We start from the raw sequence: 21510 nt of genomic DNA, 5'->3' as shown, positions 1-21510 counted from the left end.
TAGGTCAGGTAAGCGTTAGCGCCACCTGACACCACAAGCCGCACCTTAGTGCGCGTCGATAAACACAATCTTCAGAATGAACAGCAACGCCACTACGACCACGCAAGGGCTGAGATCGCGCAAGCGACCGGTGCCGATTTTCATCACACAGTAAGAGATAAAGCCCAGCGCGATACCTTCCGTAATAGAGAAACTGAACGGCATCATCACAGCGGTGATAAAGGCGGGCACGGACTCGGTCAAATCGTCCCACTTCACGCGCGCAAGGCTGGAGGTCATCAATACACCGACATAAATCAGCGCACCCGCGGCCGCATAGCCCGGCACCATTCCCGCCAACGGCGACAGGAAGATAACCAGCAGGAACAGCAAACCCACGACTACTGCCGTCAGACCGGTACGTCCACCGACAGAAACACCGGAAGACGATTCAATATACGCCGTCACGGAAGAGGTACCGATAAACGAACCCGCCACCGATGATACGCTGTCGACAAACAGCGCCTGCTTCATGCGTGGGAACTTCCCTTTCTCATCGGCCAGACCCGCTTTGTCGGTCACGCCAATCAGCGTACCGGAGGAGTCAAACAGGTTAACCAACATGAAAGAGAAAATGACGCCGGCCAGGCCCAGATTCAGTGAACCAGCCAGATCCACATGGCCAATCACAGTCGTGACGCTTGGCGGCGCAGAGACGATACCGTTGTAGTGCACATCACCCAACATCCAGCCCAGCAACGTCGTTACCACGATAGACACCAGCACCGCAGCGTGAATATTGCGCGACGCCAGAATAGCGATAATAAAGAACCCCAGCACGCCCAGCAGAACGCTGTGCGACGTCAGATTTCCAATCGCCACCAGCGTGTCTTTATTCGCGACAATCACACCGGCGTTTTTCAGCCCCATCATGCCAATGAACAAGCCGATACCGCTGGTGATACCTACGCGCAGACTGACCGGAATATTGGCGATCATCCAGTAACGTACGCGGAAGATGGTCAACAACAGCAGACCAACAGCGCCCCAGAAAATGGCGCCCATTCCCACCTGCCACGGCAGGCCCATTGCCTGAACCACAACAAACGCGAAGAAGGCGTTCAGACCCATTGCAGGCGCCAGCGCGACCGGCAGGTTGGCGAACAGGCCCATCAGGATGCTACCAAATGCAGCAATCAAACAGGTGGTGACGAAGACAGCACTGGTATCCATGCCAGCAACGCCAAGAATTTGTGGGTTAACAAAAACGATATAGACCATCGTCAGGAAGGTCGTGAAACCGGCGATCACTTCGGTGCGGGCCGTCGTGCCGTGTTCGCGCAGTTTAAACACGCGTTCCAGCATACCCTGACCAGAAGCCTGGGTTGTGTGTTGTTGACTCATAATCAATTTCCGAACAAGGAGGGAAAAATCCGTCGCTATCCTATACCAAAATGCGACAATAGGGGCGGTTGCGAGATACTTTTTTTCTTTGATTTTACTAATACGTCAACGATTGCGTCTCTCAATTCAGCATTACGTAAACGTTAAACTTGTAAAAAAGGAAAGGCATGTCCCAGATTGAAGCGGTATTTTTCGACTGCGACGGTACGCTGGTCGACAGCGAAGTGATCTGTTCCCGTGCGTATGTCGCCATGTTCCAGGAGTTTGGCATAAAGCTCGATCTTGAAGAGGTGTTTGAACGCTTTAAGGGCATAAAACTCTACGAGATCATCGACACTATCAACGAAGAGCATCATATTCAGTTGGCGAAAACCGAGCTGGAACGCGTCTTCCGCGCCGAGGTCGCACGCCTGTTCGACACTGAACTTGAGGTGATCGCGGGTGCAAACGCATTGCTGGACAGCATGGCGGTACCAATCTGTGTAGTTTCTAACGGGCCGGTCAGTAAAATGCAGCATTCCCTGGGAAAACTGGGCATGTTGCACCATTTCCCGGAAAAACTGTTCAGCGGCTACGATATTCAACGCTGGAAGCCTGATCCGGCGCTGATGTTCCACGCAGCGAAAGCGATGAACGTCAATGTGGAGAACTGCATTCTGGTGGATGACTCTTCAGCCGGTGCGCAGTCAGGAATTGATGCGGGTATGGAGGTGTTTTACTTCTGCGCCGATCCGCACAACAAACCGATCGATCATCCAAAAGTAACGACCTTTACCGATTTGGCGCAACTGCCGGAATTGTGGAAGTCGCGCGGATGGGATATTACGCGTTAATTTCGCTGGAATGGTCAATACAGTGTAGGCCGGATAAGCGTCAGCGCCATCCGGCAAACGGCCCGGTAGCGCAAGCTTACCGGGCTGACAAATCACACAAACATCACTCTTTTGGGTCTTTACCCGCCAGCAGTTTATCCAGCTCATCACCCCCGACGTGACGGAAATCCTGCCCTTTCACGAAGTAGAAGATGTATTCACAAATGTTCTGGCAGCGGTCGCCGATACGTTCAATCGATCGTGCGCAGAACAGCGCCGTCAGCACGCTCGGAATGGTTCGCGGATCTTCCATCATGTACGTCATCAACTGACGCACGATGCCTTCATATTCCTGGTCGACTTTTTTGTCTTCACGGTAGATACGTACCGCTTCGTCCAGATCCATACGCGCAAACGCATCCAGAACATCATGCAGCATCTGTACGGTATGGCGACCCAACGATTCCAGGCTCACCAACAGCGGCTGATGCTGAGAAGAGAACTTCTCCAACGCGGTACGACAGATTTTATCGGCGACGTCGCCAATGCGTTCCAGCTCCGCGATGGTTTTGATGATCGCCATCACCAGACGCAGGTCGCTGGCCGTTGGCTGACGCTTGGCGATAATGCGCACGCAGGCTTCATCAATCGCGACTTCCATCATGTTGACCTGTTTGTCGCCTTCAATCACGCGCTTTGCCAGTTCACCGTCCTGGTTGTGCATGGCGGTAATGGCGTCAGACAGTTGCTGTTCCACCATTCCGCCCATGGTCATCACCTGAGTGCGAATGCTCTCCAGTTCAGCGTTGAACTGGCCGGAAATGTGTTTATTGAGATTGAGGTTATCCATGTTGCACTCCTGAATCAGCCGTAGCGACCGGTGATGTAGTCTTCTGTTTGCTTTTTAGCGGGCTTGGTGAACAGATCGTCCGTGTTGCTGAACTCAATCAACTCGCCCAAATACATAAACGCCGTGTGGTCGGAACAACGTGCCGCCTGCTGCATGTTGTGCGTTACGATAACCACGGTGTAATCCTGCTTCAGCTCGGTGATCAGCTCTTCAATACGCCCTGTGGAAATAGGGTCCAGCGCTGAACATGGCTCATCCAGCAGCAACACTTCCGGACGAATAGCGATACCGCGCGCGATGCACAGACGCTGTTGCTGACCACCGGAGAGAGAGTACCCGCTCTGGTGCAATTTATCTTTGGTTTCGTTCCACAATGCGGCCTTGGTCAAAGCCCACTGAACACGCTCATCCATGTCGGCACGGGAGAGCTTCTCAAACAGGCGCACGCCAAACGCGATATTGTCGTAAATGGACATCGGGAACGGTGTCGGCTTCTGAAACACCATGCCCACTTTAGCGCGCAGCAGCGCGATATCCTGGGTATTGGTGAGAATATTGTCGCCATCCAGCAGAATTTCGCCTTCCGCACGTTGATCGGGGTACAGCGAATACATTTTGTTAAAGGTGCGCAGCAACGTGGATTTACCACAGCCAGACGGACCGATGAATGCCGTAACCTGGTTCTTCGCGATATCCAGGTTGATGTTCTTCAGGGCATGGAATTTGCCATAGTAGAAGTTCAAATCACGAACCTGAATCTTACCTGGGGCTGTCTCAACCATACTCATTTCAATCTTTTCCTCATTCGACGCCGCATTCGCCGCGCCGCAAAATTGTGCCTGATGGCGCTACGCTTATCAGGCCTACAAATATGTACAATCCGTACGCCGCCATCCGGCAATGCGTAAATAATTAACCGTGCTTATTCTTCGCAAAAATGACGCGCGCCAGAATATTCAGCAGCAGAACGCACAGGGTGATAATCAACACCCCAGCCCAGGCCAGTTGCTGCCATTCAGCAAACGGACTCATCGCAAATTTAAAGATGGTCACCGGCAAGTTGGCGATCGGCTGCATCATGTCGGTGCTCCAGAACTGGTTCGAGAGCGCGGTAAACAACAGCGGGGCGGTTTCACCCGCGATACGCGCAATCGCCAGCAGAATACCGGTCATGATGCCGGAGACTGACGCCTTCAGGGTTATTGCAGAGATCATCTTCCACTTTGGCGTACCCAGCGCATAAGCCGCTTCACGCAGGCTATCCGGCACCAGTTTCAACATGTTCTCTGTGGTTCGAATGACGATAGGCACCTGCAGCAACGCCAGCGCAATCACGCCTGCCCAGCCGGAGAATTGTTCCATCTGCGCGACCACAATGGTGTAGACGAACAGACCGACCACAATCGACGGCGCAGAAAGCAGAATGTCGTTGATAAAGCGAATGACTTCAGACAGCCAGGATTTGCGGCCATATTCCGCCAGATAAATCCCCGCCATAATGCCCAGTGGCGTACCCAATACGGTCGCCCACAGAATGAGTAAACCACTACCGGCCAGGGCGTTTGCCAGACCACCACCCGCAGTATTAGGCGGCGGCGTCATTTCGGTAAACAGCGCCAGCGACATTCCGTCGATACCGCGTACCACGGTAGAGAACAGGATCCAAATCAGCCAGAACAACCCGAACGCCATTGTCGCCATGGAGAGCGTCAGCGCGATGCGGTTTTTCATGCGACGACGCGCCTGCATTTTGCGGCGGGATTCCGCCAGTGCGGCGGTAGATTGCATTTCGATCGTAGCCATTAACGTGCCCCCTCGTTCTTAGCAAGGCGCATGATCATAAATTTAGACGCCGCCAGGACGATAAAGGTGATGACGAACAGGATCAGACCCAGTTCCATCAGCGCGGCAACGTGCAGACCCGATTCTGCTTCGGCAAACTCGTTCGCCAGCGCAGAGGTAATACTGTTGCCCGGCATATACAGCGAGGCGCTGTCGAGCTGGTAGGTGTTACCGATGATAAAGGTTACCGCCATGGTTTCGCCCAGCGCACGACCTAAGCCCAGCATAATGCCGCCAATCACCCCATTTTTGGTGTAGGGCAGAACAATACGCCAGATAACTTCCCAGGTGGTGCAGCCGATACCGTAGGCCGACTCTTTCATCATCACAGGGGTCTGTTCGAATACATCACGCATTACCGCCGCAATGTACGGGATGATCATGATGGCGAGGATCACGCCAGCGGCTAAAATACCGATACCAAAAGCCGGACCCGAAAACAGTGCACCAACAAATGGAATGTTGGAAAGGACGTTCCCTACCGGCTCCTGAAACCAGGTCGCAAACAACGGGGCGAAAATGAACAAACCCCACATGCCATAAACGATACTTGGAATCGCGGCCAGCAGTTCAATCGCGATCCCCAGCGGACGTCTCAGCCAGTTTGGCGCCAGTTCCGTTAAAAATAAGGCAATGCCGAAACTCACCGGAACGGCGATCAGCAATGCGATAAAAGAGGTCACCAGCGTGCCGTAAATAGGGACCAGCGCACCGTAGATATCGTTTGGCGCGTCCCACTCTTTGGTCCACAGGAACGCAAAGCCAAACTTCTGGATACTTGGCCAGGAGGAGATGATCAGAGAGACAATAATGCCCCCCAGCATCAATAGCACAAGCAGCGCAGCCAGTTTTACCAGCGCGCTGAATATCATGTCACCCTTTTTACCCGGTGGGTTAAAAGCAGGCTTAGTTGCAGCCATAAATTACTCTTTCCGTTGAACGCGTTTACGAAGTTGCCCAAGCCGGATGGCGCTACGCTTATCCGGCTTACCTATCGGGCCTACAGTCTGAACCGTAGGGCGGATAAGCGTAGCGCCATCCGCCATTTCGTCAAAGATATTCTGTTAATACAGCGCTTTACCGTTGCTGTCTTTCACGTTGGTTTTCCATGCAGCGCGAACCTGCTCAACCACGCTGTCTGGCAGGCTGGCATAATCCAGGTCATTAGCCTGTTTGCCGCCATTTTTGTATGCCCAGTCGAAGAATTTCAGCACTTCAGCACCCTGCTCAGGTTTTTTCTGCACTTTGTGCACGAGGATGAAGGTCGTGGAGGTGATTGGCCACGCTTCTTCACCTTTCTGGTTCGTCAGGTCCTGCGCGAACGATTTGCTCCAGTCAGCGCCTTTTGCCGCGTTGGCGAAGTTCTCTTCAGTCGGGCTTACCGGCTTACCATCGGCGGAGATCAATTTGGTGTAGGCCAGGCTGTTCTGCTTGGCATACGCGTATTCAACGTAACCAATGGAACCCGGCAGACGCTGTACGAACGCAGCGATACCGTCGTTGCCTTTACCACCCAGACCGGTCGGCCAGTTTACTGTCGAGCCGGAACCGACTTTCGATTTCCACTCTTCGTTCACTTTCGCCAGATAGCTGGTAAAGACGAAGGAAGTACCGGAGCCATCAGCACGACGCACAACGGCAATATTCTGGGAAGGCAGTTTCAGACCTGGGTTCAGTTTGGTGATGGCTTCATCGTCCCACTTTTTGATTTTGCCGAGATAGATGTCACCCAGTGTTTTACCATCCAACACCAGCTCACCAGACTTCAGACCAGGGATATTCACCGCCAGCACCACACCACCAATCACGGTCGGGAACTGGAACAGATCTTCCTGAGCCAGCTTTTCATCAGACAGCGGGGCATCGGATGCGCCGAAATCAACCGTATTTGCAGTAATTTGTTTAACACCACCGGAGGAGCCGATACCCTGGTAATTGACTTTATTACCGGTTTCTTTCTGATAGGTATCTGCCCATTTGGCATACACTGGCGCAGGGAAAGTTGCACCTGCACCTGTCAGGCTTGCCGCTGCGTTTACAGCGAAAGCGCTCATGGATAAGGTCGCGGCGACAACAGTTGCGACAGTGGTACGCATAACTTTCATAATGTCTCCTGCAAGATTCGTAAATCATTGTTAAGTGGCTACGATAAGCAAAATAGGACAAACAGGTGACAGTTAAATGTACGAAATATGACAGTTTTATGACAGAGAAAGAAATGGAGTTCACTTTCTAAAAAACATCATAAATAAACAATGCGTTACGTGTTTTTATGGCATTAATATTTCGCAGAGATTTTCTTTTTATGACACTGAAACAGTAGCTGAATATGACACTTTGTCACATAAAAACGGAGGGGGAATTGTTCAAAAAAAACAGGGATAAAAAATGCCCCGCTTTCGCAGGGCATTACACAGATTATTCAACCGTAACCGATTTAGCCAGGTTACGCGGCTGATCCACGTCAGTGCCTTTGATCAGCGCCACGTGATACGCCAGCAATTGCAGCGGTACCGTGTAGAAGATTGGCGCAATGGCCTCTTCCACATGCGGCATTTCAATAATGTGCATGTTATCGCTGCTGGTGAATCCGGCATCCTGATCGGCGAAGACATACAGCTGACCACCGCGCGCGCGAACTTCCTCAATGTTGGATTTCAGTTTTTCCAACAGTTCGTTGTTCGGAGCCACCACAATAACCGGCATGTCTGCATCAATCAGCGCCAGCGGGCCATGCTTCAGTTCACCTGCGGCATAGGCTTCTGCGTGAATATAAGAGATCTCTTTCAGTTTCAGCGCGCCTTCCAGCGCAATCGGATACTGATCGCCACGACCCAGGAACAGCGCGTGGTGTTTGTCAGAGAAATCTTCAGCAAGCGCTTCAATGCGTTTATCCTGAGACAGCATCTGCTCAATACGGCTCGGCAGTGCCTGCAGGCCGTGAACGATATCGTGCTCAATAGAGGCATCCAGACCTTTCAGACGCGCCAGTTTCGCCACCAGCATCAGCAGAACGGTCAGCTGAGTGGTAAACGCTTTCGTGGAGGCGACGCCGATTTCGGTACCAGCATTGGTCATCATCGCCAGGTCAGATTCACGTACCAGGGAAGAGCCCGGAACGTTACAAATCGCCAGAGAACCCAGATAACCCAACTCTTTCGATAAACGCAGACCGGCCAGCGTATCGGCCGTTTCGCCAGACTGAGAAAGGGTGATCATCAGGCTGTTGCGACGCACGGCGGATTTGCGATAGCGGAATTCAGACGCGATTTCCACGTCACACGGGATCCCTGCCAGAGATTCAAACCAATAGCGGGATACCATACCGGAGTTGTAGGAAGTACCGCAGGCGATAATCTGAATGTGCTCAACCTGAGCCAACAGTTCGTTCGCCTTCGGACCCAGCTCGCTCAGATCCACTTCACCGTGAGTAATACGTCCGGTCAGGGTGTTTTTGATAGCATTAGGCTGTTCGTAGATCTCTTTCTGCATGTAGTGGCGATAAATACCTTTATCACCAGCGTCGTATTTCAGATTGGATTCGATATCCTGACGTTTCACTTCCGCGCCCGTTTTATCGAAAATAGAGACGGAACGACGGGTCACTTCCGCAATATCGCCTTCTTCCAGGAAGATGAAGCGACGGGTGACTGGCAGCAGCGCCAGTTGATCGGAAGCGATAAAGTTCTCACCCATACCCAGACCAATCACCAGCGGGCTACCAGAGCGCGCCGCCAGCAGAGTATCCGGTTTACGGGTATCCATGATCACCGTACCGTACGCGCCGCGCAGTTGCGGGATCGTACGCAGCACTGCTTCACGCAGAGTGCCGCCTTGTTCCAGTTCCCAATGCACCAGGTGAGCAATCACTTCGGTGTCAGTTTCAGAAACAAACGTATAACCACGCGCTTTCAGTTCTTCGCGCAGCGGTTCATGGTTTTCGATGATGCCGTTATGCACCACCACAATGTGCTCAGAAACATGCGGATGCGCATTCGCTTCTGAAGGTTCGCCGTGGGTTGCCCAACGGGTATGAGCAATACCTGTACCGCCGTGCAACGGGTGTTCTTCCGCTGCCTGTGCCAGCATCTGAACTTTACCGAGGCGACGCAGACGGGTCATGTGCCCTTCGTTGTCGACCACAGCCAGACCCGCAGAGTCATAGCCACGGTATTCCAGACGACGTAAGCCTTCGAGAAGGATTTCTGCTACATCACGTTGCGCGATAGCGCCAACAATTCCACACATAGTTTTTAATTCCGATTTTGGCAGTATGCCAGTCGTTGTCGGTCAACCTGTATGCCCGTATTTTCGGGCGCCCCGAGCCTTGTAGAGAGTGGGGTTATTTTTATAAGTACTGCTTTTTGGGCGGGGGATTATATTATCCCCTCATCCCTGTTTGCCGGAGGGCAGCGTAAACGCGTTATCCGGCGTACAAAAATTGAATTTACTTCTTCTTCACCGGACGCTTCCAGCCCTGCTTATGGACCTGAGGTACACGGCTTATCACCAGTTCGTTATCAGCAACGTCACGGGTAACGGTAGTACCCGCCGCGATTGTCACACCTTTACCCACCGTCACTGGCGCCACCAGTTGGGTATCAGAGCCGACAAACACATCATCGCCAATAATGGTTTTAAACTTGTTCGCGCCATCGTAGTTACAGGTGATCGTTCCTGCACCAATGTTCACGTTATCGCCAATTTCAGCATCACCCAGGTAGCTCAGATGACCGGCTTTCGAGCCTTTACCCAGACGCGCTTTTTTCATCTCGACAAAGTTACCGACGTGCGCGCCTTCCAGCAGTTCTGCACCAGGGCGCAGACGCGCGAACGGGCCAATAGTACATGCCGTTGCCAGATGTGCATCTTCCACTACGCTGTACGGGCTGATTTCACAATCATCGCCAATCACACTGTTTTTGATAACGCAGCCCGCACCAATCTTCACGCGATGACCGAGCGTAACGTTGCCTTCGATGATAACGTTAGTATCAATTTCGACATCTCGCCCGTGCGTTAACGTACCGCGCAGATCAAAACGCGAAGGGTCACGCAGCATAACGCCCGCCAGCAGCAGCTTTTCAGCCTGCTCAGACTGGTAAACGCGTTCCAGACGAGAGAGTTGAAGGCGGTTGTTCACGCCTTCCACTTCACTGAGTCTGTCAGGATGAACAGCAGCGATTTCGCGACCTTCCTGGTATGCCAGCGCAATAATGTCGGTGATGTAATACTCGCCCTGGGCATTGTTATTAGTCAGTTTTGACAGCCAACGTTTCATATCTGCGCCGTTGGCAATCAGGATGCCAGTATTAATTTCCTGGATCTGACGTTGCTCGTCGCTTGCATCTTTGTGCTCAACAATGCCGGTGACCTTACCGTTCTCACGCGTAATACGACCATAGCCGCTTGGATCATCCAGCTTCACCGTCAGCAAACCAATGCCGCCCTGCGGTTTTGCATCACGCAGGCGCTGCAATGTGTCGATCGAAATCAGCGGTACGTCGCCATAGAGCATTAAAATGTCTTCGTCGTCGCCAAAGAATGGCGCAGCCTGCTGCATCGCATGACCTGTACCCAACTGCTCGGCCTGCAGAACCCAATTCAGGTTGTCTTCTTTTAGTGTCTGCTTAAGCAGATCGCCACCGTGTCCATAGACCAGATGAACGTGAGATGCGCCAACTTCATTAGCTGCATCAATGACATGCTGAACCATCGCTTTTCCCGCGAGAGTATGTAGCACTTTAGGAAGATCGGAATACATGCGTGTGCCTTTACCTGCGGCAAGGATCACTACGCTCATAGCACTGTTCAACATACGCATCCTGACTGTGATAAGAGAACGAATTTATACCGTTTCACATTGAAAATACTACATTTTTTTCGCCGTGAAATGGGGTGTAGATAAAATGTTCATCAGGGGACTTTCCCCACAAGATAATGAGACATTTTCGTCCATCGTCGCGCCTTTTGTCTTCTGAAAAGTAAGACATACCTCTCATTAAGTCTTTAGGCTAATGTTTTTGCTCTTTTTTTGATCCATGAATAAAGGATAAGAAAGGGCTTAAAAAGCGGGAAACCGAAGAAAAGGCAAAAAAAAACCAGCCTGAATTCAGACTGGTTTTTATGCTTTCAAGCCGGTGTTACATCGCTTTTTTGGTCAACTCGATAACGCGCAGTTTCGCGATCGCTTTGGCCAGTTCCGCAGATGCCTGAGCGTAATCCACGTCACCATGAGAGCTCTTAATGTGCTCTTCAGCCTTACGTTTCGCTTCCAGGGCTCTCGCTTCATCGAGATCCTGTCCGCGAATCGCGGTATCAGCCAGTACGGTCACGTTGCCAGGCTGCACTTCAAGAATGCCGCCGGACAGGTAGATAAACTCTTCATGACCGAACTGTTTAACGATGCGGATCATACCAGGCTTAATGGCGGTGAGCAGCGGGGCGTGGCCCGGGTAAATACCCAGTTCACCTTCACTACCCGTTACCTGGATTTTTTCGACCAGACCAGAGAACATTTGTTGCTCTGCGCTGACGACGTCCAGGTGGTAAGTCATTGCCATATCACCCTCCGATTAAGGCGTTAAAGTTTTTTGGCTTTCTCGACAGCTTCTTCGATGGTGCCAACCATATAGAACGCCTGCTCTGGCAGGTGATCGTATTCGCCATCCATGATGCCTTTAAAGCCACGGATAGTATCTTTCAGCGATACGAATTTACCTGGAGAACCGGTAAAGACTTCAGCAACGAAGAATGGCTGGGACAGGAAGCGCTGAATTTTACGCGCACGTGCTACCACCAGTTTGTCTTCTTCGGACAGTTCGTCCATACCCAGGATCGCGATGATGTCTTTCAGTTCCTGGTAACGCTGCAGGATGGACTGAACGCCACGCGCGGTGTCGTAGTGTTCCTGACCAACGACCAGCGGGTCCAGCTGACGGCTGGTGGAGTCCAGCGGGTCAACGGCCGGGTAGATACCGAGAGACGCGATCTGACGGCTCAGTACCACGGTTGCATCTAAGTGAGCAAAGGTGGTGGCTGGTGACGGGTCAGTCAAGTCATCCGCAGGTACGTATACCGCCTGAACGGAGGTGATAGAACCGGTTTTGGTGGAGGTGATACGTTCCTGCAGAACACCCATCTCTTCCGCCAGGGTCGGCTGATAACCTACCGCTGAAGGCATACGGCCCAGCAGTGCGGATACTTCAGTACCGGCCAGGGTATAACGATAGATGTTATCAACGAACAGCAGAACGTCACGACCTTCGTCACGGAACTTCTCAGCCATGGTCAGGCCGGTCAGCGCAACGCGCAGACGGTTTCCCGGTGGCTCGTTCATCTGGCCATAAACCAGGGATACTTTGTCCAGAACGTTGGAGTCCGTCATTTCGTGGTAGAAGTCGTTACCCTCACGAGTACGTTCACCCACGCCTGCAAACACGGAATAACCGGAGTGCTCGATCGCGATGTTACGGATCAGCTCCATCATGTTTACGGTTTTACCTACACCCGCACCACCGAACAGACCAACTTTACCCCCCTTAGCGAACGGGCAAATAAGGTCCATTACTTTGATACCGGTTTCCAGCAATTCCTGAGAGCTGGACAGCTCTTCATAAGAAGGTGCTGCACGGTGAATCGCCCAACGTTCTTCTTCGCCGATGTCGCCTTTCATGTCGATCGGCTGACCCAGGACGTTCATGATACGACCCAGGGTTGCTTTACCTACCGGGACTTCGATCGGGTGTTCGAGGTCTTTAACTTCCAGACCACGACGCAGACCGTCGGAAGAACCCATGGCGATAGTACGTACGATACCACCACCGAGCTGCTGCTGAACTTCCAGCACCAGGCTCTCATTACCATTCATAACCTCAAGAGCATCGTACACGCGCGGTACGGCATCCTGAGGGAATTCGACGTCAACCACGGCGCCGATTACCTGGACAATTTTTCCAGTAGCCATCTTGAATCCTCTACGAATTAACCTGGTTATACCGCGGATGCACCACCGACGATCTCGGTGAGTTCCTGAGTAATGCTGGCCTGACGAGCTTTGTTGTATACCAACTGCAGCTCTTTAATCAGGCTGCCGCCATTGTCGGTCGCGGCTTTCATCGCCACCATACGTGCGGCCTGCTCGCTGGCCAGGTTTTCTACCACACCCTGATAAACCTGAGATTCAACGTAACGACGCAGCAGGGTATCCAGCAGCGGTTTCGGGTCGGGTTCATACAGGTAATCCCAGGCTTTTTGTTTTAACTCTTCATCTTCCGATGCCGGTAATGGCAGCAGTTGAGTGAGAGTTGGCACCTGAGACATGGTGTTAATAAATTTGTTGCTGACAACGTACAGTCTGTCCAGACGGCCTTCATCATAGGCCTGCAGCATCACTTTAACCGGACCGATCAGTTCGGACAGGGAAGGGTTATCCCCCATACCGGTTACCTGAGCAACCACATTACCGCCAACGGAGCTAAAGAAAGACACGCCCTTAGAGCCGATCATTGCGAGTTCGCACTGAACGCCTTTTTCGGACCATGCTTTCATATCTGCCAGCAGTTTTTTGAACAGGTTAGTGTTCAAGCCGCCACACAGACCACGATCGGTCGACACCACCAGGTAGCCCACACGTTTAACGTCGCGTTCTTCCAGGTAAGGGTGCTTATATTCCAGATTACCATTCGCAAGGTGACCAATCACTTTGCGCATGGTCTCTGCATAAGGACGGCTGGCCGCCATGCGCTCCTGCGATTTACGCATTTTGGAAGCGGCGACCATCTCCATCGCTTTAGTGATCTTCTGCGTGTTCTGGACGCTTGCGATCTTACTACGTATCTCTTTTGCGCCGGCCATGAGCTTCTCCTCAATGCCTTGCGGTCTGCCCTAAGACAGACCGCCAGACGTTACCAGGACTGGGTTGCTTTGAAGGAATCGAGGATAGCTTTCAGCTTGCCTTCGATTTCATCGTTATAGCTACCGGACTGGTTAATCTCTTGCATCAGCGGAGCGTGGTCACGGTCGACATAAGCCAGCAGAGCAGCTTCGAAACTACCGATTTTCGCCAGTTCCACATCTTCGAGGTAACCGCGTTCAGCCGCAAACAGCACCACACCCTGTTGTGCAACAGACATTGGGGCATACTGTTTCTGCTTCAGCAGTTCAGTTACTTTCTGACCGTGGCTCAGCTGCTTACGCGTAGCGTCATCCAGGTCGGAAGCGAACTGAGAGAACGCAGCCAGTTCACGATACTGTGCCAGTGCGGTACGAATACCACCGGACAGTTTCTTGATGATCTTGGTCTGCGCTGCACCACCTACACGAGATACGGAGATACCCGGGTTAACCGCCGGACGAATACCGGAGTTAAACAGGTTGGTTTCCAGGAAGATCTGACCATCGGTAATGGAGATTACGTTGGTCGGAACGAACGCAGAAACGTCACCCGCCTGGGTTTCGATAATCGGCAGAGCGGTCAGGGAGCCGGTTTTACCTTTAACTTCACCGTTGGTGAATTTCTCAACGTATTCCGCGTTAACGCGGGATGCGCGCTCCAGCAGACGGGAGTGGAGGTAAAATACGTCGCCCGGGAATGCTTCACGTCCTGGCGGACGACGGAGCAACAGGGAAACCTGACGATAAGCAACAGCCTGTTTGGACAGGTCATCGTAAACGATCAGTGCATCTTCGCCGCGGTCACGGAAGTATTCGCCCATTGCGCAACCAGCATAAGGTGCCAGGTATTGCAGAGCAGCGGATTCAGACGCGGTCGCCACAACAACGATGGTGTTGGACAGAGCATTATGCTCTTCCAGTTTACGCACCACGTTAGAAATGGTGGACGCTTTCTGGCCGATAGCCACGTACACACACTTGATGCCGGAATCGCGCTGGTTGATGATCGCATCGACTGCCATCGCGGTTTTACCGGTCTGACGGTCACCGATGATCAATTCACGCTGACCACGACCGATTGGGATCATGGCATCAACGGATTTATAACCGGTCTGGACCGGCTGATCGACGGACTGACGTTCGATTACGCCCGGTGCGATAACTTCGATTGGCGAGAAGCCATCGTTATCAACCGGACCTTTACCGTCGATAGGGGAACCCAGAGTGTTCACCACACGACCCAGCAGACCACGGCCAACCGGAACTTCCAGAATACGACCAGTACACTTAACTTTCATGCCTTCGGCAAGGTCAGCATACGGACCCATCACAACTGCACCTACGGAGTCGCGCTCCAGGTTCAGTGCGATAGCGTAACGGTTACCCGGCAGGGATATCATCTCACCCTGCATACAATCGGCAAGGCCGTGGATGCGGATAACACCGTCACTTACAGAAACAATAGTACCTTCGTTGTGAGCTTCGCTCACAACACTGAACTGAGCAATGCGCTGCTTGATCAGTTCGCTGATTTCGGTGGAATTCAGTTGCATGCTCCAGTCCCCTTAAGACTGCAAGACGTCTGCAAGGCGTTCAAGACGGCCGCGTACGCTACCGTCAATGACCATATCACCCGCACGGATGATAACGCCTGCCATTACAGACTTATCGATTTTGCAATTCAGCTTAACTTTGCGTGACAGACGTTTTTCCATCGCAGCGCTGATCTTCGCAAGCTGTGCTTCACTCAGCGTGGTCGCAGAAGTGACTTCTACCTCAGAGGTAGACTCACTGGCTGCACGCAGTTGAATATACTGCTCCAGAACATCCGGGAGCGCGTTCAGACGATTATTTTCAGCCATCACCTTAATCAGGTTTTGGCCGTTTTCGTCCAACTGCTCACCGCAGACTGCGATAAACGACTCAGCGAGCGTTTCCGGCGCCAGCGCGCCAGAGAGAAGCTCTGCCATTTGTTCGTTCTTGGTTACCTCGGCTGCAAACGCCAGCATGTCCTGCCAACGTTCTACACTTTGGTGTTCGACGGCAAAGTCAAAAGCTGCTTTGGCGTAGGGGCGAGCTACCGTAATAAATTCAGACATCAGCCCCTCCCTCCTTACAGTTCAGCGACAAGTTTATCCACGATGTCGCTGTTAGCAGCTTCATCCACGGAACGTTCGATGATCTTCTCGGCGCCAGCAACAGCCAGGATAGCAACTTGCTTACGCAGCTCTTCACGGGCACGTTTACGCTCGGCTTCAATTTCCGCCTGCGCCTGCGCCACGATTTTAGTACGTTCCTGCTCTGCTTCAGTTTTGGCTTCGTCCAGGATCTGAGAGCGGCGTTTGTTCGCCTGCTCAATGATAACCTGAGCTTCCGCCTTCGCTTTTTTCAGCTGGTCGGTCGCGCTGGCCTTTGCAAGGTCAAGGTCCTTATGTGCTCGTTCTGCGGAAGCAAGACCGTCAGCAATTTCTTTTTGACGTTTTTCGATGGCTGCCATTAACGGCGGCCATACGTACTTCATGCAGAACAGAACGAACAGGACAAACGCGATGGCCTGGCCGAGGATTGTTGCGTTAAGATTCACAGCACAATGCCTCTATCTAGTTAACGTTCTGATATTGCTCTTAATTCAAGCAACGCTTACTACGCGACAGCGAACATCACGTACAGACCCAGACCTACAGCGATCATCGGGATAGCATCCACCAGACCCATAACGATAAAGAACTGAGTACGCAGCAGAGGAATCAGATCAGGCTGACGCGCCGCGCCTTCCAGGAATTTACCCCCGAGGATGCCGATACCGATCGCAGCACCGATCGCCGCCAGACCCATCATCACAGCGGCAGCGATGTACAGCAGATCCATATTCAGGTTTTCCATGACAGTCTCCAGTTTGTTTCAGTTAAAACGTAGTAGTGTTGGTAAATTAATGCTCTTCAGACGCCATCGACAGATAGACAATCGTCAGAACCATGAAGATGAAGGCTTGCAACGTAATAATCAGTATGTGGAAAATGGCCCAGGGCACATTCAGGATCCACTGTGACCACCACGGCAACAGGCCAGCAATCAGAATGAAAATCAGCTCACCGGCATACATGTTGCCGAACAGTCGCAGACCGAGAGAAATCGGTTTGGACAGCAGGCTTACCCCTTCAAGGATTAAGTTGACAGGGATGAACGCCCAGTGATTGAACGGCTGCAGCGTCAGCTCTTTCGCGAAGCCGCCGAGGCCTTTCATTTTGATGCTGTAGAACAGAATGAGGATAAATACGCCCAGAGCCATAGACAGGGTGATGTTCACGTCAGCAGACGGAACCACACGCAGTGCAGGCAAGCCGAGAACATGCTCACCGATGTACGGCAGCAGGTCGATAGGCAGTAAATCCATCATGTTCATCAGGAACACCCAGACGAAAATCGTCAGGGCCAGCGGTGCGATCAGCTTGCTTTTACCATGGTACATGTCTTTCACGCTACCATGCACAAAGCCGATCACCAGCTCAATCGCGGTCTGAAATTTACCTGGTACGCCGCTGGTTGCCTTTTTCGCAACGCTACGGAACATAAGCAGGAACAACAGACCCAGCACCACCGAGAAGAAAATGGAGTCAATATTGAGCGTCCAGAAGGTGGCTGGGGGGTTATGCGGATCCACCAGCGAGAATGTACGCAGGTCCAACTGAAGGTTATTCAGATGGTGTCCTATGTAATCCTGCGGCGTCATATTTTCAGAAGCCATGATGCCTTTTACCCTTTGTTGTTAATTACAGCCGGCGCCAGTATCTGAACCACCAGCACCAAAACCCACGTAACGATCAGCGGTAAAAACACCGCCTTCAAAACCGCCAGCGCCACCACCAGTAAAACCAGCATCGCTAACACCTTAAACGCTTCGCCGAAGGCGAACGACCAGGCCACACGGCCTTTTGCTGGTATCTGCGCCTGGTGACGCCAGGCAAATATCATAAACAACATATTAGGCAGAAACACTGCCATCCCTCCACATATCGCGGAGATGCCCCAGAAGGGGTCTTTGAAGCTAAACAGCAATCCACTTGCCATTACAGCCAGTAGCTGAATGAACAGAAGCTTACGAGCAACGTTTCGACTCAAGAGCGACACAGACATCACGTTTTTACTCCTGCTACCATCGAGGTATGCCGCGTGTCGTATAAAACGTTCTTTAAGACCTGGAGTCAAGCATCAAAAAGCGGTCAAATTATACGGTGCGTCCTCGTGATTTCAAACAATAAGTAGCTAAAAGGTGAATAAATGTTTAAATATTTCTCTCTGCCCCGCATTTTTAACTTTTAGTCAAAGTGTGAACGATCGTGCAAAACTGCAAATAGCGCGAAAACACTGGCGATAAAGCGTGCTTCAGATCACATATTGAGCATATTCGCCCTGACAGTATTTATTTACTTGGCAAATGGTGCCTTTTCAACTTTTTGATATTTAAGAGTAAAGTCACTCACCATTTTAAAAACATCGAACTACAACATAAAAACACCCCATTGACATTCATAATAAATATTTAACATCAAAGAGTGATTTGCAAACCCGATTTTTAGCAGACTGATATTTTCAATGTTGACTACTTTTGTCATTAACAAAAAAAGGGTCTTTGTCGAAATGAAAACAAATAGTGACGCTGTCGTTAAGTGTAACCAGTTATAACGGCACGATACCCCACGATTTTTAACACGTGAGGTCCCGTTTTTTTTCTATTTTTTTTGACAAATATTAAATTTTGTTTGCCTTAACGACGACCAGGTGACGTTCACCTTCCAGTTGTGGAACCCGCAGTTTAACGACCGATTCCACACTAAATTCAGCAGGCAACGAGGCAATTTCATCCTCTGGTAACAGCCCTTTCAGCGCGTAAAAGCGACCATTCTCACCCGGCAGATGATGACACCAACTGACCATATCATTGAGTGAGGCGAACGCACGGCTGATCACACCATCAAACGGCGGCTCGGAAGGAAACTCCTCAACCCGGCTCTGAACGGGCGTGATGTTATCCAGTTTAAGCTCATGTTGAACCTGGCGCAGAAAACGCACGCGCTTGCCCAAACTGTCCAGCAGGGTGAAATGCGACTCAGGGCGTACAATCGACAAAGGAATTCCCGGCAAACCCGGTCCTGTACCAACATCGATAAAACGTTGCCCTTGCAGATGCGGTGCGACAACAATACTGTCCAGGATATGGCGGACCAGCATCTCACCGGGATCTCTGACAGAGGTCAGGTTATAGGCCTTGTTCCACTTATTCAGCATATCAACATACGCGACCAACTGATTTTTCTGGTGATCGGTGAGCGAAATACCTGCTTGATCCAGCAGACGAGAGAGTTTGTTGAGCACGGTGATTACCTGTCTATAAAATTTGCCCGGTGGCGCTAGCGCGTACCGGGCCTTACGAACCTGTAGAGCGGGTAAGCGAAGCGCCACCCGCCAAAGCTGCGCATTTACGCACTACGGCGCAACATGCCTTGTTTTTTCAGCCAGACCAGCAGAATGGAAATCGCCGCAGGCGTAACGCCGGAGATGCGCGATGCCTGGCCAATTGAGACCGGTTTATGATCGTTCAACTTGGCGATAACTTCATTCGACAAACCCGAAACCTGACGGTAATCCAGCGTCGCGGGCAGAATGGTATTTTCGTTGCGCTGCTGTTTTTCGATCTCATCCTGCTGACGGGCGATGTACCCTTCGTACTTCACCTGAATCTCAACCTGCTCTGCAGCCTGAACATCGTCCAGAGATGGAGCAAACGGCGTCAGCGCGGTCAGTTGTTCATAGGTCATTTCAGGGCGGCGCAGCAGATCTTCACCACTCGCTTCACGCGAGAGCGGCGCACTTAGGTGAGCATTCACTTCGCCCGCAGATTCGGAGGAAGGGGCCACCCAGGTTGATTTCAGACGCTGACGTTCACGCTCAATGTTTTCCAGCTTCTCATTGAAGCGAGCCCAGCGCTCATCATCCACCAGACCCAGTTCACGGCCCATTTCGGTCAGGCGGAGATCGGCGTTATCTTCACGCAGCATCAAACGGTATTCCGCGCGGGAGGTAAACATGCGGTACGGTTCTTTGGTACCCAGGGTGCACAAATCATCCACCAGGACACCCAGATACGCCTGGGAACGCGCTGGCGCCCAGCCATCTTTGTCCGCAGACAGACGGGCAGCATTCAGACCGGCCAGCAGACCCTGCGCGGCAGCTTCTTCGTAACCAGTCGTACCGTTGATTTGTCCGGCGAAGAACAGACCATGGATAAATTTGCTTTCCAGCGTTGGTTTCAGGTCTCGCGGATCGAAGAAGTCATACTCGATAGCATAACCCGGGCGAACGATCTTCGCGTTTTCCATCCCCTGCATGGAGCGGACGATCTGCATCTGCACATCGAAGGGCAGGCTGGTGGAAATACCGTTCGGGTAAATTTCGTTAGACGTCAGCCCTTCCGGCTCCAGGAATATCTGGTGCTGGTTTCTGTCGGCAAAGCGCATCACTTTGTCTTCGATCGACGGGCAGTAACGTGGGCCGATCCCTTCGATCACACCGGCATACATCGGGCTACGATCGAGGTTATTACGGATCACGTCATGGGTTTTCTCATTGGTGTGGGTGACGTAGCACGGCATCTGGCGTGGATGCTGAGACGCGTTACCCAGGAACGAGAAGACCGGTAGCGGATTGTCGCTATTTTGCTGACCCAACACGCTGAAATCGATGGTGCGCGCATCGATACGCGGCGGTGTACCGGTTTTCAGACGGCTCACACGCAAAGGTAATTCACGCAGACGTCGGGAGAGCGGGATCGACGGCGGATCACCAGCACGGCCACCGCTGTAGTTGTCCAGCCCGATATGAATTTTGCCATCCAGAAAGGTTCCGACGGTCAGTACGACGGCTTTCGCGCGGAATTTCAGACCCATTTGAGTCACTGCGCCAACAACACGATCGTTTTCGACAATCAGATCTTCAACCGCCTGCTGGAAGATCATCAGGTTCGGTTGGTTCTCCAGTGCGGTGCGTACCGCCTGACGATAGAGCACGCGATCCGCCTGTGCCCGGGTTGCACGAACGGCTGGACCTTTGCTTGCGTTTAGTATCCTAAACTGAATGCCTGCATGGTCGATTGCTTTGGCCATCAGCCCACCGAGCGCATCCACCTCTTTTACCAGATGTCCCTTCCCAATACCGCCAATAGCGGGGTTGCAGCTCATTTGCCCCAACGTGTCGATATTGTGTGTCAAAAGCAGGGTTTGTTGACCCATACGCGCTGCGGCCATAGAGGCCTCAGTGCCTGCATGACCCCCGCCAATGATGATGACGTCAAAAGGATCCGGATAAAACATGGTAATTGCCTCGCATTACGGCGGTGTGAAAATGGATTGAAGCCCGGGCCGTGGATTCTACTCAACTTTGTCGGCTTGAGAAAGACCCCGGGATCCTGGGTATTAAAAAGAAGATCTTTTTATTTAGAGATCTGTTTTATTGTGATCTCTTATTAGGATTGCCAGTATCTGTGGATAACCAGGATCCGGTCATTAAGATCAACACATTGCAGAGGATCATTAGCTGTGAATGATCGGTGATCCTGGTCCGTATAAGCTGGGATCAGAATGAAGGGTTATACACAACTCAAAAACTGAACAAGAGTTATTCTTTGGATAACTACGGGTTGATCCAAGCTTTTCACCAGACTTACCCACAGTT

20 protein-coding genes are annotated in these 21510 nt (G+C 51.8%); 1 reads left to right on the top strand and 19 read right to left on the bottom strand.

Annotation, left to right across the window (positions count from 1 at the left end; all coding sequences use genetic code 11):
• Positions 1-45 precede the first annotated feature (45 nt).
• Entirely contained in the window at positions 46-1383 is a 1338-nt protein-coding gene (adeP, locus tag JM656_RS21810) for an adenine permease AdeP (protein WP_203359504.1), read from the bottom strand.
• Positions 1384-1550: 167 nt separating this feature from the next.
• Here adeP and yieH point away from each other — a divergent pair, with 167 nt between their 5' ends.
• The gene (yieH, locus tag JM656_RS21805) at positions 1551-2216 is read left to right on the top strand and encodes a 6-phosphogluconate phosphatase (protein ID WP_203359503.1); all 666 of its coding nucleotides are present in this window, start codon (positions 1551-1553) and stop codon (positions 2214-2216) included.
• Positions 2217-2319: 103 nt separating this feature from the next.
• Here yieH and phoU read toward each other — a convergent pair whose 3' ends face one another.
• From phoU to mnmG, 18 genes are all read right to left on the bottom strand, one after another.
• On the bottom strand, positions 2320-3045 hold the full coding sequence (phoU, locus tag JM656_RS21800) for a phosphate signaling complex protein PhoU (RefSeq protein WP_162382308.1): 726 nt from the start codon (positions 3043-3045) through the stop codon (positions 2320-2322).
• A gap of 14 nt (positions 3046-3059) precedes the next feature.
• The gene (gene pstB / locus JM656_RS21795; RefSeq protein WP_162382307.1) at positions 3060-3833 is read right to left on the bottom strand and encodes a phosphate ABC transporter ATP-binding protein PstB; all 774 of its coding nucleotides are present in this window, start codon (positions 3831-3833) and stop codon (positions 3060-3062) included.
• Between the two features lie 124 nt (positions 3834-3957).
• A complete protein-coding gene (gene pstA, locus JM656_RS21790) occupies positions 3958-4848 on the bottom strand; it encodes a phosphate ABC transporter permease PstA (protein WP_192614023.1) in 891 nt (296 codons plus the stop codon).
• Entirely contained in the window at positions 4848-5807 is a 960-nt protein-coding gene (pstC, locus tag JM656_RS21785) for a phosphate ABC transporter permease PstC (protein WP_203359502.1), read from the bottom strand. The genes pstA and pstC overlap by 1 nt, the downstream gene beginning before the upstream one ends.
• Before the next feature lie 144 nt (positions 5808-5951).
• Entirely contained in the window at positions 5952-6992 is a 1041-nt protein-coding gene (gene pstS, locus JM656_RS21780) for a phosphate ABC transporter substrate-binding protein PstS (RefSeq protein WP_203359501.1), read from the bottom strand.
• Between the two features lie 313 nt (positions 6993-7305).
• Positions 7306-9135 (bottom strand): glutamine--fructose-6-phosphate transaminase (isomerizing), encoded by a 1830-nt coding sequence (gene glmS / locus JM656_RS21775; RefSeq protein WP_203359500.1) that lies wholly within the window; start codon positions 9133-9135, stop codon positions 7306-7308.
• Between the two features lie 199 nt (positions 9136-9334).
• Positions 9335-10705: a bifunctional UDP-N-acetylglucosamine diphosphorylase/glucosamine-1-phosphate N-acetyltransferase GlmU gene (gene glmU, locus JM656_RS21770; protein ID WP_203359499.1), complete on the bottom strand. Its 1371-nt coding sequence runs from the start codon at positions 10703-10705 to the stop codon at positions 9335-9337.
• Positions 10706-11030: 325 nt separating this feature from the next.
• On the bottom strand, positions 11031-11450 hold the full coding sequence (locus JM656_RS21765) for a F0F1 ATP synthase subunit epsilon (protein WP_162382301.1): 420 nt from the start codon (positions 11448-11450) through the stop codon (positions 11031-11033).
• A 20-nt stretch (positions 11451-11470) separates the two neighbouring features.
• Positions 11471-12853, bottom strand: a complete 1383-nt coding sequence (gene atpD, locus JM656_RS21760; RefSeq protein ID WP_162382300.1) for a F0F1 ATP synthase subunit beta — start codon at positions 12851-12853, stop codon at positions 11471-11473.
• Between the two features lie 26 nt (positions 12854-12879).
• Positions 12880-13743 carry a F0F1 ATP synthase subunit gamma gene (gene atpG, locus JM656_RS21755; RefSeq protein WP_192614017.1) on the bottom strand — a complete coding sequence of 288 codons (864 nt, stop codon included), beginning with the start codon at positions 13741-13743 and terminating at the stop codon, positions 12880-12882.
• A 50-nt stretch (positions 13744-13793) separates the two neighbouring features.
• Complete coding sequence (gene atpA / locus JM656_RS21750; protein ID WP_192614016.1) at positions 13794-15335, bottom strand: F0F1 ATP synthase subunit alpha; 1542 nt, start codon at positions 15333-15335, stop codon at positions 13794-13796.
• A gap of 12 nt (positions 15336-15347) precedes the next feature.
• A complete protein-coding gene (gene atpH / locus JM656_RS21745; RefSeq protein ID WP_203359498.1) occupies positions 15348-15881 on the bottom strand; it encodes a F0F1 ATP synthase subunit delta in 534 nt (177 codons plus the stop codon).
• Between the two features lie 14 nt (positions 15882-15895).
• Positions 15896-16366, bottom strand: a complete 471-nt coding sequence (atpF, locus tag JM656_RS21740; RefSeq protein ID WP_073511767.1) for a F0F1 ATP synthase subunit B — start codon at positions 16364-16366, stop codon at positions 15896-15898.
• Positions 16367-16425: 59 nt separating this feature from the next.
• A complete protein-coding gene (atpE, locus tag JM656_RS21735; RefSeq protein WP_003023794.1) occupies positions 16426-16665 on the bottom strand; it encodes a F0F1 ATP synthase subunit C in 240 nt (79 codons plus the stop codon).
• Between the two features lie 46 nt (positions 16666-16711).
• Positions 16712-17527: a F0F1 ATP synthase subunit A gene (gene atpB / locus JM656_RS21730; protein WP_203359497.1), complete on the bottom strand. Its 816-nt coding sequence runs from the start codon at positions 17525-17527 to the stop codon at positions 16712-16714.
• 8 nt (positions 17528-17535) lie between these two features.
• Positions 17536-17916: a F0F1 ATP synthase subunit I gene (atpI, locus tag JM656_RS21725; protein WP_192614013.1), complete on the bottom strand. Its 381-nt coding sequence runs from the start codon at positions 17914-17916 to the stop codon at positions 17536-17538.
• A 615-nt stretch (positions 17917-18531) separates the two neighbouring features.
• Positions 18532-19155: a 16S rRNA (guanine(527)-N(7))-methyltransferase RsmG gene (gene rsmG / locus JM656_RS21720; RefSeq protein ID WP_203359496.1), complete on the bottom strand. Its 624-nt coding sequence runs from the start codon at positions 19153-19155 to the stop codon at positions 18532-18534.
• 104 nt (positions 19156-19259) lie between these two features.
• Complete coding sequence (gene mnmG, locus JM656_RS21715; RefSeq protein ID WP_203359495.1) at positions 19260-21149, bottom strand: tRNA uridine-5-carboxymethylaminomethyl(34) synthesis enzyme MnmG; 1890 nt, start codon at positions 21147-21149, stop codon at positions 19260-19262.
• Between the last annotated feature and the right edge of the window lie 361 nt (positions 21150-21510).

Source organism: Citrobacter sp. R56 (genome assembly GCF_016811995.1).
Classification (GTDB): Bacteria; Pseudomonadota; Gammaproteobacteria; order Enterobacterales; family Enterobacteriaceae; genus Citrobacter_D; species Citrobacter_D enshiensis.
Note: the sequence above shows the minus strand (reverse complement) of the source record. Positions and strands in the feature narration are given on the sequence as shown.